General features: G+C 42.2%; 12 protein-coding genes and 2 tRNA genes. 12 read left to right on the top strand and 2 right to left on the bottom strand.

Translation table 11 applies throughout. From position 1 onward, the window contains the following. Positions 1 to 64: 64 nt before the first annotated feature. Positions 65 to 138 (bottom strand) — tRNA-Met (locus AAA943_RS06465). A gap of 345 nt (positions 139 to 483) precedes the next feature. Here AAA943_RS06465 and AAA943_RS06460 point away from each other — a divergent pair. The 8 genes from AAA943_RS06460 (at position 484) to bshB1 (ending at position 9097) form a co-directional block, all read left to right on the top strand. Further along, positions 484 to 879 (top strand): START-like domain-containing protein, encoded by a 396-nt coding sequence (locus tag AAA943_RS06460; protein ID WP_338223415.1) that lies wholly within the window; start codon positions 484 to 486, stop codon positions 877 to 879. A gap of 71 nt (positions 880 to 950) precedes the next feature. After that, a complete protein-coding gene (locus tag AAA943_RS06455) occupies positions 951 to 2702 on the top strand; it encodes an LptF/LptG family permease (RefSeq protein WP_338223414.1) in 1752 nt (583 codons plus the stop codon). 72 nt (positions 2703 to 2774) lie between these two features. Beyond that, positions 2775 to 3050, top strand: coding sequence for a 30S ribosomal protein S15 (gene rpsO / locus AAA943_RS06450; RefSeq protein WP_338223413.1), 276 nt, complete (start codon positions 2775 to 2777; stop codon positions 3048 to 3050). 101 nt (positions 3051 to 3151) lie between these two features. Then, entirely contained in the window at positions 3152 to 5293 is a 2142-nt protein-coding gene (pnp, locus tag AAA943_RS06445; RefSeq protein WP_338223412.1) for a polyribonucleotide nucleotidyltransferase, read from the top strand. A gap of 58 nt (positions 5294 to 5351) precedes the next feature. Beyond that, positions 5352 to 6215: a sigma-70 family RNA polymerase sigma factor gene (locus AAA943_RS06440; protein WP_338218629.1), complete on the top strand. Its 864-nt coding sequence runs from the start codon at positions 5352 to 5354 to the stop codon at positions 6213 to 6215. 161 nt (positions 6216 to 6376) lie between these two features. Further along, positions 6377 to 7315 carry a thioredoxin-disulfide reductase gene (gene trxB, locus AAA943_RS06435; RefSeq protein ID WP_338223411.1) on the top strand — a complete coding sequence of 313 codons (939 nt, stop codon included), beginning with the start codon at positions 6377 to 6379 and terminating at the stop codon, positions 7313 to 7315. Between the two features lie 15 nt (positions 7316 to 7330). Beyond that, positions 7331 to 8371: a peptidoglycan DD-metalloendopeptidase family protein gene (locus AAA943_RS06430; RefSeq protein ID WP_338223410.1), complete on the top strand. Its 1041-nt coding sequence runs from the start codon at positions 7331 to 7333 to the stop codon at positions 8369 to 8371. Positions 8372 to 8380: 9 nt separating this feature from the next. After that, positions 8381 to 9097 carry a bacillithiol biosynthesis deacetylase BshB1 gene (gene bshB1, locus AAA943_RS06425; protein WP_338223409.1) on the top strand — a complete coding sequence of 239 codons (717 nt, stop codon included), beginning with the start codon at positions 8381 to 8383 and terminating at the stop codon, positions 9095 to 9097. Positions 9098 to 9099: 2 nt separating this feature from the next. On the opposite strand, the gene pdxH is transcribed toward bshB1, so the two are convergent. Beyond that, the gene (pdxH, locus tag AAA943_RS06420) at positions 9100 to 9735 is read right to left on the bottom strand and encodes a pyridoxamine 5'-phosphate oxidase (protein WP_338223408.1); all 636 of its coding nucleotides are present in this window, start codon (positions 9733 to 9735) and stop codon (positions 9100 to 9102) included. 101 nt (positions 9736 to 9836) lie between these two features. Here pdxH and AAA943_RS06415 point away from each other — a divergent pair, with 101 nt between their 5' ends. The 4 genes from AAA943_RS06415 to AAA943_RS06400 all read left to right on the top strand — a co-directional run bounded on the left by AAA943_RS06415 (position 9837) and on the right by AAA943_RS06400 (position 13623). Further along, positions 9837 to 10406, top strand: a complete 570-nt coding sequence (locus AAA943_RS06415; protein WP_338223407.1) for a YqgE/AlgH family protein — start codon at positions 9837 to 9839, stop codon at positions 10404 to 10406. 48 nt (positions 10407 to 10454) lie between these two features. Then, complete coding sequence (locus AAA943_RS06410; RefSeq protein ID WP_338223406.1) at positions 10455 to 12563, top strand: DUF349 domain-containing protein; 2109 nt, start codon at positions 10455 to 10457, stop codon at positions 12561 to 12563. A gap of 107 nt (positions 12564 to 12670) precedes the next feature. Then, positions 12671 to 12743: transfer RNA gene (locus AAA943_RS06405), tRNA-Thr, on the top strand. Positions 12744 to 13245: 502 nt separating this feature from the next. Further along, on the top strand, positions 13246 to 13623 hold the full coding sequence (locus tag AAA943_RS06400) for a hypothetical protein (RefSeq protein ID WP_338223405.1): 378 nt from the start codon (positions 13246 to 13248) through the stop codon (positions 13621 to 13623). Positions 13624 to 13700: the final 77 nt, after the last annotated feature.

The raw sequence follows: 13700 nt of genomic DNA, 5'->3' as shown, positions 1-13700 counted from the left end.
GATATAAACCACGAAATCATCCATAATTAAAAATAAAAAAGGCTTTCGTTTCCGAAAGCCCTTGTAGCGAGGACGGGAGTTGAACCCGTGACCTCAGGGTTATGAATCCTGCGCTCTAACCAACTGAGCTACCTCGCCAAATTTCTTTTTTCAATATTTCAAGTACTAGGGAGTTGAACCCTTGTCCGCCGCGCCTGTGCGCCAGGGCGTAGCGGATATGAATCCTGCGCTCTAACCAATCTACGAAAGCTATGGGGACTACATCGCCAGATTTTTTTAATAATTTATTTAGGGTATTGAAAGTTGGAATTAATACTTATATTAAGTCACAATCACTACTCAATATTGGGATGGGAAAATCGTTTATTTTCCAAATCAACCCTCCCTTTTCGAATGGGAATGCAAATATGAGTTCTTGTACTTTGAAATCCAAGTTGAGAAAAAAGAAAATGTGGGAAAAAACCTCCCTAAACCGAATTAATTATGGTGAAAAATAAATTTATTGCTGATTATCAAATAAATGCGTCCAAGAAGATTGTTTTCCAATATTTGAGTACGGCAAGCGGGTTAGAGGAGTGGTTTGCTGATAATGTCCGAATCAATGAGGATAAAAACTACATCTTCAATTTTGACAATGAAGATCATTATGCCAGATTGGCGTCCCTGCGCTCTAATGCTCATGTAAAATTTGATTTTTTTGATCCTGAAAATCCTGAAGAAAGGGATCATTCCTACATTGAGTTCAAATTGGAAGAAAACGAGCTAACCCAATCTCTTTTTCTCAAGGTGATTGATTACTCCAACGAGTACGAGGAGGATGAGCTCGAAGCAATTTGGGAAGGCCTGATTTACAAACTGAAAGAAATTATCGGTGGGTAATTTGATTTCTAATCCCCATTTTTGAACTTCCAAACCCGTAAGTGCGTAGGCAACGGGAAGGATTTCCTTTCATGAAAAAATTAGATAAACTTATCCTTGGGTCGTTTATCGGGCCATTTCTACTCACTTTTCTCGTGGTTGACTTCATTCTATTGATTGTCAACATGCTTAAGTATTTTGACGAAATTTTTGGGAAAGGCTTAGGCTTTGCCATTTATGCTGAATTGATCGGGTATTTCGTGATCAGTATTTCTCCCATGGCGCTGCCATTGGCCGTTTTGCTTTCCAGCCTGATGACTTTTGGGAATTTGGGTGAGCATTTTGAGCTGACCGCTATTAAGAGCAGCGGGATTTCCCTGGTCAGAGCCTTGAGACCCATAGGAATTTTTACCGTGGTCCTGACCGTGGCAGCGTATCTTTCCAATAATTTTCTTGTGCCAAAAGTGAACCTGAAGACCTTCAGCTTGCTTTATGATATCCGAACCAAATCTCCGGCTTTGGATATAAAAGAAGGGGTTTTCTATGCAGGTATTCCCAATTACAGCATCAAGGTGAACGAAAAGTTGGACGATGTCCGACTGCGGGATATAATTATTTACAATCATGCGGAGGGTTTAGGCAATTTGAGTGTTACCCTTGCCGATTCGGGAAGAATGGAAACCTTCATGAATGATGCCTACATGAAGCTGACCCTCTTTAATGGGCAAAATTACAAAGAGGCTCGGTCTACTAGAGGTATTGCTGAGCCACCTGTGGAGTTTTCCAGAACCAAGTTTTCAGAAAACGTGATGATTTTCGATCTCTCTGCTTTTCAGTTAAGCCGAACTCCTGAAGACCTTTGGTCCACCAATCGTGCCATTAAGAACATCCCCGAAATTAAATCGGGCTTGGACTCCATTTATTCTTTAGTCAATGATTTGAAATTTCAGAATTTCAAAACTGCCGAAAGCATCTATCCTTTTTTCACCAAAAACAGGCAATTTCAGCCCAATCAGGAGATTATGGAAAGAAAGGCAAAAGACGATACCCTTAGGAAACAAAAAATTCTGCTTCAAAGGGAAAAAGAAGCCCTGGACTCCTCAAAGGTAGAAGTTAATTTAAATGATTCAGTTTCTGGTACAAATCCCATTCGTGAAAGTAAAAAAATAACCCTGGAATCTACGATTTCATCCACTCCAGAAATAGATTCAGCCCTGCTCAACAAAAGAGGTACTCCACTAGGTCCAAACAAAGGAGAGCGGTTAAGGAGACAGCCCGTCATTACTTCTGTGGATACAGCCGGAGTAGGGGAGATCAAGAAAAAGCCGGTCCGAACTTCACCTCTCACAGAGGAAGAGAAGAACCTGATCGATTCCATGATGTATAAAAAGGGGTATTTCTCCAATGCTATTACCATGGCGCTCAATAATTCCCGGAATCTGAAAAATACATTTAATGTCAAAGCGACCCAAATCGACGGTCACGAGCGGGAATTCAGAAGATTTGAAATAGCTTGGTACCAAAAATATACTCAGGCCATTGCTTGCTTTATGATGTTTTTGATCGGGGCACCTTTAGGAGCTATTATTAAAAAAGGCGGCTTGGGGATGCCGGTACTAATCTCCATCACTTTCTTCATTCTCTATTACATCCTAACTATCACCGGGGAAAAATGGGCAAAAGAAGGACTGGCAGATCCGCTTTTCGGAACATTTTTCTCCAACCTTTGCTTGATTCCATTTGGACTGTTCTTTTTAAGACAGGCTAAAAAAGATGCGAGACTATTTGAGTCAGATTTTTATTCAGGGTTCCTGAAAAAATTCAAAGGCCTATTTAAAAAATGAAAAAGCGCTCTCTCTTTTAAAATTGGATTATAAACTCTACCTTTGTAGCTGTTTTATTTAATTTAGCTAAACATGTATTTAACATCAGAGAAAAAACAAGAGTTGTTTAAGAATCATGGACGGTTAAAATCTGCTACAGACACAGGATCTCCTGAATCTCAGATTGCCCTCTTCACACACAGAATCCAGCATTTGACTGAGCATTTGAAGTCAAACAAGAAGGATCACTCCTCAAGACTGGGTTTGTTGAAGCTGGTAGGTAAAAGAAGAAGTTTGTTGGATTACCTCCATAAGAAAGAAATCGAGCGATACAGAGCGATCATCGCCGAGCTCGGAATCAGAAAATAATCCTTTTAGTAAGGTTCTCCTAGTTCGAGAACCTTACTTTTTTCTTTTTAAGCTGGATGCCTTCACTTTTAAGACGAAAGAAAAAATATCAACCATAATTTATGTTACCAAATTTGATCACCAAGTCCATCACTTTGGAAGATGGCAGAGAAATTATCATTGAAACCGGCGCATTGGCCAAGCAGGCGGACGGTTCTGTTGTAGTGAGGATGGGAAAAGCAATGCTTTTGGCCACTGTAGTTTCAAAAACCGAGGCAGGTGAAGGTGTAGACTTTTTGCCTTTGTCTGTTGACTATCAAGAAAAATTTGCCGCTTCAGGAAAGATTCCTGGTGGTTTTCTAAAAAGAGAAGGAAGACTTTCTGATTATGAAATTTTGATCAGCCGTCTGGTGGACCGAGCCATTCGTCCTATTTTTCCTGATGATTACCATGCAGATACCCAAGTGGCGATTACCTTGATGTCTTTTGACGAAAATGTATTGCCGGATGCCTTGGCTGGCTTGGCAGCTTCTGCTGCATTGGCAGTTTCTAACATCCCATTCAATGGCCCCATCTCAGAAGTCCGAGTGGCCAAAATTGATGGGAAATTGATCATCAACCCAAGTCCTGTTGACTTGGAAAAAGCTTCTCTTGAATTTATCGTCGCTGGCTCATTGGAATACATTCTGATGGTAGAAGGGGAGGCCAATGAAATTTCTGAAGATGAAATGGTCGAAGCCTTGCAATATGCCCACGAAGAGATCAAGCGGCATTGCCAAGCTCAAATCGAATTGACCAAGTTGGTAGGCAAAGAGAAAAAGCGCGAGTACAACCATGAAAAATCTGATTCTGCCCTTTACGATAAGATGAAGGCAGAATTGTATGATAAATTATATGCTGCCGTTAGCAAACAGATCGCCAATAAATCCGAGCGTTCGGAATTGGTGAAGGCAATCAAAGAAGAATTTGTGGAGAGCTTGGGAGAAGAGCATGGGTTTGAAGCTAGTTTGATTGGCCCATATTTCCATAAAATCCACAAAGAAGCAGCAAGAAATCTGACCCTCAACGAGAAAAAGCGTCTGGATGGAAGAAAGCTCGATGAAATCAGACCAATCTGGTCGGTAGTGGACTACCTTCCTTCTGCTCATGGCTCTGCAATATTTACCAGAGGTGAAACGCAATCCATCACTACCTGTACCTTGGGAACTAAGATGGACGAGCAGATGATTGACGGTGCAGTGATCTCTGGCTACAACAAATTCTTCCTGCATTACAACTTTCCAGGCTTCTCCACGGGAGAAGTAAAGCCTAACAGAGGTCCTGGCAGGAGGGAAGTGGGGCACGGCAACTTGGCGATGAGAGCCTTGAAGAAGGTTTTGCCTTCCGAAAACGAAAACCCCTATACCATCCGTGTAGTATCTGATATTTTGGAGTCCAACGGGTCCTCATCTATGGCAACTGTTTGTGCCGGTTCTTTGGCATTGATGGATGCAGGAGTTCAAATCAAAGCCCCGGTTACAGGAATTGCCATGGGAATGATTTCCGATGCCAAAACAGGCAAATATTCCATTCTTTCTGACATTTTGGGAGATGAAGATCACCTAGGCGATATGGACTTCAAAGTGACTGGTACCGAACAAGGAATCACTGCATGTCAGATGGACTTAAAGGTAGAAGGTCTGGACTATTCAGTTCTCAAAGAAGCTTTGTATCAAGCCAAGGAAGGCAGACTTCATATTTTGAAGGAAATCAGCAATACTCTTGCAGCTCCTAAACCTGATCTCAAGCCGCATACTCCAAGATCATTCATGATGTGGATTCCTAAGGAACTGATTGGTGCAGTGATTGGCCCTGGAGGAAAGGTGATTCAGGAGATTCAAAAAGATACAGCTACTACCATTGTGATCGAAGAGATCGACAATCAGGGTAAGATCAATATTTTCTCTGCCAATCAAGCCAATATGGACGCGGCTATCCGTCGGGTAAAAGCGATCGTTGCACAGCCTGAAATCGGCGAGACTTACACAGGAAAGGTGAAGAATATTCAGCCTTTTGGTGCATTTGTGGAATTTATGCCAGGTAAAGATGGTTTACTCCATATATCCGAGATCAAATGGGAGAGATTGGAAAGCATGGACGGAGTTCTTGAACCGGGAGAGGAGATCATGGTGAAATTGATCGATGTTGACAAAAAAACCGGTAAATTCAAACTTTCCCGTAAAGCATTGCTTCCAAAACCAGAGAAACCTGCCGTCAAAGAATAATGCATCGCGGGAAAATCTTAAAAACTATAAACATTAATTTCTCAAACATAACGACTGAATGAGGCAGCTAAAAATTAGCAAGCAGATTACCAACAGAGAGTCCCAATCCCTGGATAAGTATCTCCAGGAAATTGGTAAAGTAGATCTGTTGACAGCTGATGAAGAGGTAGTTTTGGCCAAGCGAATCAAAGAGGGCGATCAATTGGCCCTTGAGAAGCTGACCAAAGCCAATTTGCGTTTTGTGGTGTCTGTGGCTAAGCAATACCAAAATCAAGGTCTTTCCTTGGGTGATTTGATCAACGAAGGGAACTTGGGTTTGATCAAGGCTGCCCAGCGATTTGATGAAACTAGAGGCTTTAAATTTATTTCCTACGCTGTTTGGTGGATCAGACAGTCCATTCTTCAAGCTTTGGCAGAACAGTCCCGAATCGTTCGGCTTCCACTCAACAGGGTAGGATCTTTGAACAAGATTTCAAAAACTTTCAGTGAGTTGGAGCAAAAGTTTGAGCGTGAGCCTTCTCCCGAAGAACTAGCCGAAGTATTGGAAGTGACTGCTTCAGAAGTCGTGGATACCATGAAGATTTCTGGAAGACACGTTTCCATGGATGCTCCGTTTGTTCAGGGTGAAGAAAACAGTCTTTTGGACGTATTGGAAAATGATGGAGACGAGAAGCCTGATGACGGCTTGATGACTGACTCTCTTCGTAAAGAGGTTCAGCGTGCTCTTTCTACACTTACCCAAAGAGAAGCAGACGTGATCACCCTCTATTTCGGTTTGAACGGAGAACACGCCATGACTCTGGAAGAAATCGGAGAGAAGTTCAACCTCACCCGTGAGCGTGTAAGACAAATCAAAGAAAAAGCTATCCGAAGACTAAGGCACACCTCAAGAAGTAAAACCTTGAAGCCCTACTTGGGATAATAAATTGAAAAGGGGTTGTAAAGCCCCTTTTTTATTATCTGTCCGGGAAAAAATTGCCGGAAATTTTGTAACCAAACATACCTTAAGGAATTTTAACCTTCCCGATTTTTGTTTCAATTTCCCAATTGACAAAATTTGAACCGTTTTAACAGCAGCGATTGATGAATCCAGAAGTTGAAAAAGTAAAAGTATTGATTATCGGCTCAGGCCCGGCCGGATATACAGCAGCTATTTATGCTGCAAGGGCTGGAATGAATCCCGTTCTCTACACCGGAGGACAGCCAGGTGGTCAGTTGACCATCACCACTGATGTGGAAAATTATCCAGGCTATCCCGATGGAATCATGGGGCCTGAAATGATGGAGGATTTCAGAAAACAAGCGGAGCGTTTTGGCACCCAGGTAAGATATGGCCTGGTGACTGCTGTAGATTTCTCCAAAAGGCCGCACCTTGTCACCGTGGATGATCAGGTTCAAATCAGCGCAGAGACAGTAATCATCTCCACAGGTGCATCTGCGAAGTGGCTGGGATTGGAAAGTGAAACCCGCCTAAATGGAAAAGGGGTCTCTGCATGTGCCGTTTGTGATGGATTTTTCTTCCGAGGTCAAGAGGTGGCAATTGTCGGGGCTGGAGATACTGCCTGTGAAGAGGCATCCTATCTGGCAAATATCTGCTCCAAAGTCTACATGATTGTAAGACGAGACGAAATGCGTGCTTCTCAAATCATGCAGAAGCGGGTAAAGAACAACCCGAAAATCGAAATTCTTTGGAATTCGGAAACTGAAGAAATTCTGGGGACAGAGGAAGTCACAGGAGTACGGGTTGTCAACAATTTGTCTGGAGAAAAAAGAGAAATTGCAATTTCTGGCTTCTTTGTTGCTATTGGTCACGAACCAAACACCGCCATCTTCAAAGATTACATCCACATGGATACTTCCGGCTATATCAAAACGATACCGGGCACTACCCGTACCAATGTGGAAGGAGTTTTCGCTTGTGGAGATGCGCAGGACAATGTATACAGGCAGGCCGTCACAGCGGCGGGCACAGGATGTATGGCAGCCTTGGATGCAGAGCGCTTCCTCGCCGAACAAGAATAATTCTTAAATGAATAAATGAGGAAAAAGTATTTACAGATAGTTTTAGTCTTTTTCTTGAGCATTGGTTTCTTTGAAGCCAATGCTCAAGTTTTTCCTAAGATTATCAAGAAAAATAGTCAGACAGAAATACCTACTGAGCGGAGAAATATTGAGCTCCGTCAGTTTGATCAGAAGGCGTACCTCCGTACCCTTTCCACCCAAACCGATTCCATTCTTTTTCAAACGGAAGTGAATCTTGCCCGGATGCAATCCATCATCAGTGAAGACCCATTGGGCTTCATGTGGGCTCCAACCAATCAATTGATCCAAATTTCTGAGCAAGTTCAAATTGACAGTATTTGGGTCACCGCATTTGAATATTACTCCAACTGGGACAGTAAAAAAGTGGATATATACAATTTGGATATCCGAAATTTCCAGGACAGTCTTTCCCTGAGGCTCTATGACCCTCGATTTGGGATGAACTGGCAAATGCCCGTGGATCTGGATCCAATCGGCGTAAATTCAAGGTTTGGACCTCGATGGGGACGAATGCACTATGGGACAGATTTAGACTTGAGTACGGGAGATTTGGTTTTTTCCGGATTTGATGGCATTGTCCGTGTCAGGTCGTATGATCGCTACGGATACGGGTATTTTTATGTGGTGCGTCATAAAAACGGACTGGAAACTGTCTATGGTCATCTTTCAAAGCACATTGCCCAAGTAGGGGATGAAGTCAAAGCCGGTGATATTCTGGGTAGAGGTGGAAGTACCGGTAGAAGTACAGGTGCCCATTTGCATTACGAACTCAGATACAGAGGACTCCCGTTTGACCCTGAACTGGTCTATGATTTCGAGAAAAAAGAATTGACCAAACAGGATCTGATTGTTTCCAAGGAGCTTTTTGGCCATGTTGCCAAGGCCAGAGAGGCGGCTTATCATCGGGTCAAAAGAGGCGACACTTTGGGAAGTATCGCCCGACGATATGGAGTTCCCATCAATCAGATTACCCGCCTCAATGGCATTTCCACCAGGACCATTTTGAGAATAGGTCAGAATTTAAGAGTCAAATAAAGGTAGTGTATGAAACTTGATATACTGGTGATAGCAGCCCATCCAGACGATGCAGAATTGGGCTGCTCAGGCACCATAGCTGCACATGTGTCCAAAGGCTACAAAGTAGGAATTGTGGATCTCACCCAAGGTGAAATGGGAACCCGAGGAACTCCTGAAATCAGACTAAAGGAATCAGCTGAAGCATCTAGAATTCTTGGACTTGCTGCCCGGGAGAATATGGGCTTCAAAGATATTTTTTTCAAAGATGATGAATCGCATCAGTTGAAATTGATTCAGGTAATCCGAAAGTATCAGCCGGAAATTGTATTGGCAAATGCCATCACCGACAGACATCCCGATCATGGCAAAGGAGCTTCTCTTGCGTCCAATGCGTGTTTTATGAGTGGTCTAAGGAAGATAGAAACTCAGCTTGATGGAAAATCCCAAGATCCATGGAGACCCAAATTTGTCTACCACTACATCCAAAACAACTACATCAACCCGGATTTCATTGTTGATATTACTGAGCATTGGGACACTAAGGTGGCCAGCATAATGGCATTTAAGTCTCAGTTTTTTGACCCCGAAAGTAAAGAACCTGCCAGTTTTATCTCTTCGCCCGATTTCTTGCCCTTCATTGAATCCAGGTCTAGGGAGATGGGACACCGGATTCATACCAAATACGGAGAAGGGTTTACCATTGAGCGCTTCATTGGGGTCAAAGATCTTTTTGACCTAAAATAACTTCAAGGAGCCAAACGGAAGGTTTTCCAAGTTCCACTATGGTTCAATTCATAGCCGATTCTGTCATGGAGTCGATTTGATCTTCCCTGCCAAAACTCAAACCGTTTGGGTCTCAATCTATACCCACCCCAATGCGGCGGTCTGATCAGGGGCTCTTTGGAAAAACGGTCTTCCAACCATTTATTTCTTTCTGCAAGCACTTCCCTGCTTTCTATCCTTTGGCTTTGAGGAGAGGTCCAGGCCCCGATTTGGGATCCGATTGGTCTGGAAAAGAAATAGGAATCGGATTCAGATTCCGATATTTTCTCCAAATCCCCTACGATTCTCACTTGACGCTCCAATTCGGCCCAGAAGAAGGTCAAAGAAGCCTTGGGCAATTGCTCGATTTCCTTTCCTTTGTCACTGGCATAATTGGTATAAAAGATAAAACCCTCGTCTACTCCCTTGAGCAATACTATTCTACCGGAAGGATACCCGTCCAATCCCAGGGTTGAAAGGCACATTGCATTGACTTCCAAGGCTTCGGAATCCACCGCTTCATCAAACCAAACGGTAAATTGTCTAAAGGGGTCATTGCTTACATCACTGATATCCAGAGATTTGAGTGTATATTCTTTTCGTATATCTGAAATTTTCATGAGAACAGAGGAATTGGAATAATTTTCATGTTAAAAGTACACCTGCCATTGGATTATTAAAATTATGATCTATATTTTTCCTTTAAAGTGATAGAAGATCAATGGCTGATAAACCTATAAAAGAGCCCATAGCCGGAAACTTGCTCATTTCTGAGCCTTTCCTTCAGGATGAAAACTTCATCCGATCGGTGGTTTTACTATGCGATCACAACGAGGAGGGAAGCTTTGGTTTGGTCTTGAATAAGCCCTCTATATTGCATTTGGGAGACCTGGTAGAGGAATTGGCTTTCTTGGATAATGAAGTGTTTGTAGGAGGGCCTGTCGAGCAGAACACGCTTCATTTCATTTATTTTGGAGAAAAGGTTTTGGAAGGAAGTATTTCCATAGGAAATGAAATTTGGTGGGGAGGTGATTTTGACACCTTGGTCGAAAACTTCAAAATTGGAAAATTCCAAACTCACGATGTCATGTTTTTTATCGGATACAGCGGATGGGCCGCGGGTCAACTCAGTGAGGAGCTTTCAGCTAACACCTGGATCGTTTATCGAGATAAAATTTCCCCAAAAACACTTCAAAATACCCCGGAAGAGTTATGGAAGGGCCTTTTGAAAAACATGGGAGGGGAGTTTAAGGTTATTGCAAATTATCCCCTGGACCCAAGATTAAATTAGGCAAAATCCCTACTTTTGCCCATATTGCCTTGAAATTATAGTGAGTTTATGACTGATAGAAGTAACGATTTGTCCGATAAGGACAAGGTGACCAAAGCTTCCGCTGAAGAAGTGCCTGGTAAAGAAAAGCTGAATGAAAACCCTGAAAATGAGGTTAACTCTGAATCTTTGGATTTGGAACCCGATGGGGCTAAAAATGAAACAGAAGAAGCTATCACCGAAACAGAAGCTGCACCCACGGCTGAAGAAGTAGATCCTTCAGAAACTGAGGAAGAGGAGCAGATAAATGAGCCGAAAATCATGGTTGAAGCTCCCGCTCTGGAGGAGACTCCTGCTGAAATTGAAGCCCAAGTTGAGGTTTCTGGACTTAGCGAGGAGAATGGTGCTGTGATTTCATCCGCTGATTCGTCAGAAGAGGCAGAAAACGAGGAAGAGGAAGAGCATGATGACCACGCAGATTTGTCCTCACTCACTAAAATCCAACTTTTAAAACTACTTAAAGACAAGCTTCATGGAGGAAATATCCTAAAGCTGGATAAGCTGGCCCATGAAATCAAAGATACTTTTGAAGAAATCGTCCACAAAGAAAAGGACGTCGCCTTAGCCAAATTTAAGGAAGAGGGGGGAGCAGAAGACGATTTTGAATTCAGACAGCACGAAGAAGAGAGAGAGTTTCACAAAATTTTCAATGACTTTAGATATCAGCTCAATTCATTAAGAAAAGAAACGGAGCGGCAAAAGGAGAAGAACCTCGAGGCGAAAAATCAGATTTTGGATAGACTGAGAGAATTGGTAGATGGAGAGGAAACTACCCTTTCCATGAATGTAATCAAATCTATCCAGGAAGAATGGAAAGCAATCGGACCTGTACCTACTTCCCAAAACCGCAGCTTATGGGCAAGCTACAATGCCTTGATGGATCGGTTCTATGACAATAGAAGCATCTATTTTGAGCTAAAAGAACTGGACCGAAAGAAAAATCTCGAAAGCAAGCTTGAGCTATGTGAAAAAGCAGAGGCACTCGTCGAGGTGAAAGAATTGAAGGATGCAATTAAGCAGCTGAATGAGCTTCATGAAGAATTTAAGCATATAGGTCCGGTACCCAGAGAGGAGCAAGAGGCCCTATGGCAAAGATTCAAAGCTGCCTCAGACGCTATATACGACAAGCGAAAGGTCTATTTCGAAGGTCAAAAAGAAGAATTTAAGGTTAATCAGACTGCCAAAGAGCAATTGATAGTTCAATTGACTGAGTTTGCTTCATTTAGCGGTGAAAGAATCAAAGAGTGGAATTCCAAGACCAAAGAGATCCTCGATATTCAAAAAGCGTGGGAGAAAATCGGTCCCGTTCCAAGAGAAACAGGCCGGGAAATAAACAAAAACTTCTGGTCTCTTTTTAAGCAGTTTTTCCATAATAAAAATGCCTTCTTCAAGCATTTGGATGAGGTCAGAGCTACCAATCAACAAAAGGCAGAGGAACTGATTGCAAAGGCTGAAGAACTGAAGGATAACACGGATTGGCAGTCAACTGCAAATCAATTGATCCAATTGCAGCAGGAATGGAAGAAATTGGGTCCAACTCCGGAGAAACACAGGGATTCTTTATACAAGCGATTCAAAAATGCGTGCGATACTTTCTTCGAAAACAGAAGAAATTCCAATAAGCAAGCCAATTCCGAATTCGATAAAAATCTAAAAGAAAAGCAGGAGTTGATCCAAAAGATCAAGGAAGCAGCAAATCAGGAGTCCAAGTCGGAGGAAGAATTGACCCAATTTGTGGAAGCTTTCAATGAAATAGGGTTTGTCCCAAGAAAAAATATCAAGGAGATTCAAAATCAATTCAAAGAAGTCATTGATTTCTATTTGGATCAATTGGATTCTACAGAGGAGGGAAGAGAGGACTTCCTGTTCCGATTGAATTTGAATAAGATTCAAAGCGATCCTAATGCGATCAAAACGCTCAACAAAAAAGAGCATGGCATCAGAAAGCAAATCGCCGACTTGGAAAACAACATTTCGCTTTGGAAAAACAACCTCGAGTTCTTTGCTTCATCTAAGACAGCCGATAAGTTGAAGGATCAGTTTGACGGAAAAATCCAAAAAGCAGAAGAAGAGATTGAAAAGCTGAAGAAGAAGCTTTCCATCTTGCGGGAATTTTAAATTTTTCCCGCTCAAAATCTGAGAGATAGCTGTTTTTATGAAATTTATCCGATTTTGGGTTTGCAGTAAAAGGGAGTAAGTCTATATTTGCACCACCTATAAGGAACGCCTCTTTAGCTCAGCTGGTAGAGCAACTGACTTGTAATCAGTAGGTCGCTGGTTCGATCCCGGCAAGGGGCTCTTTGATTATCAGGCACTTAGGATGTATTTTCTAAGTGTCTTTTTTTGTCTGCTCACAAATTGTCCATAAAGGTACCTTGGTTCAGGTAAGGAAACTTGAACCATCCCACGCGCTAGTTCAAGTTTTCAAACCTGTCTGACGACAAAGGCAGGCTTGGACTTCTCCTTCTTGCAGTCTTCAGACTGCCTTGTTTCATTAGAAAAAGGGCAATTGATTGATTTAAGTCATGATACTTGGACCAGTTTAGGAAAGATGGGGGTAAGTCAGGAGACTTGAACCAGATGGTCAAACTTTCCCACCTGGCTACTATCAATTTTCCAATTTTCAAATTTTTCAATTATTCAAAAAAAAACAGGAGAATTGAACCATAAGGGATTAAACCATATGGTGTACCCAAGAATATTTCAAAAAACTGTTAAAATCCCTTATTTCCTTTTCTCGATCTTTTTGTAAGTCCAAATATTCTTTAAATTCCAAAGCTAATTTTAACCCTTTATCCAAATGAAAAAATTATTTACTCTGGCCTTTGGACTGCTTATAGCCCTATCGGCCACTCTTTCTCTTTCCAGTTTTACCCAACCAAGTCCCGAATATTTCGAAGGCAAGTGGGCAGTGACCGTTTACGATACCCCACAGGGTACTGCGACCATTCCCATGCGATTTGAAACTGTAGACGGAAAAACGATGGGCTATTTCGTAGAAGATGCTTCCGGAACAGAAAAGGAAATGTCCTCCGTCTCTATTGCCGATGATGTACTTACCGCTTACTTCAATATCACCGGTTACGACGTCTACCTCAGCATTAAAAAAGTGGATGACGACAGTGCAAGCGGTTCTCTAATGGATATGTTTGTGACTGAGGCCAAAAGGGTAAAGTAATAAGGCAGACCTTTAGCAACAGGAAAAAACGCAAGACATCAAACTTAAAAACAAGACAAAAAAGGCCTGGAATTGTC

This window comes from Algoriphagus confluentis (assembly GCF_036245625.1).
In the GTDB taxonomy this organism is placed as follows: domain Bacteria; phylum Bacteroidota; class Bacteroidia; order Cytophagales; family Cyclobacteriaceae; genus Algoriphagus; species Algoriphagus confluentis.
Note: the sequence above shows the minus strand (reverse complement) of the source record. Positions and strands in the feature narration are given on the sequence as shown.

Bases quoted from the DNA above. Each gene is read 5' to 3' on its own strand.
- AAA943_RS06400 (WP_338223405.1), top strand. From the start codon at position 13,246: ATGAAAAAATTATTTACTCTGGCCTTTGGACTGCTTATAGCCCTATCG.
- pnp (WP_338223412.1), top strand. From the start codon at position 3,152: ATGTTACCAAATTTGATCACCAAGTCCATCACTTTGGAAGATGGCAGA.
- AAA943_RS06455 (WP_338223414.1), top strand. From the start codon at position 951: ATGAAAAAATTAGATAAACTTATCCTTGGGTCGTTTATCGGGCCATTT.
- AAA943_RS06460 (WP_338223415.1), top strand. From the start codon at position 484: ATGGTGAAAAATAAATTTATTGCTGATTATCAAATAAATGCGTCCAAG.
- trxB (WP_338223411.1), top strand. From the start codon at position 6,377: ATGAATCCAGAAGTTGAAAAAGTAAAAGTATTGATTATCGGCTCAGGC.
- AAA943_RS06430 (WP_338223410.1), top strand. From the start codon at position 7,331: ATGAGGAAAAAGTATTTACAGATAGTTTTAGTCTTTTTCTTGAGCATT.
- pdxH (WP_338223408.1), bottom strand. From the start codon at position 9,735: ATGAAAATTTCAGATATACGAAAAGAATATACACTCAAATCTCTGGAT.
- AAA943_RS06415 (WP_338223407.1), top strand. From the start codon at position 9,837: ATGGCTGATAAACCTATAAAAGAGCCCATAGCCGGAAACTTGCTCATT.
- AAA943_RS06410 (WP_338223406.1), top strand. From the start codon at position 10,455: ATGACTGATAGAAGTAACGATTTGTCCGATAAGGACAAGGTGACCAAA.
- AAA943_RS06440 (WP_338218629.1), top strand. From the start codon at position 5,352: ATGAGGCAGCTAAAAATTAGCAAGCAGATTACCAACAGAGAGTCCCAA.
- bshB1 (WP_338223409.1), top strand. From the start codon at position 8,381: ATGAAACTTGATATACTGGTGATAGCAGCCCATCCAGACGATGCAGAA.
- rpsO (WP_338223413.1), top strand. From the start codon at position 2,775: ATGTATTTAACATCAGAGAAAAAACAAGAGTTGTTTAAGAATCATGGA.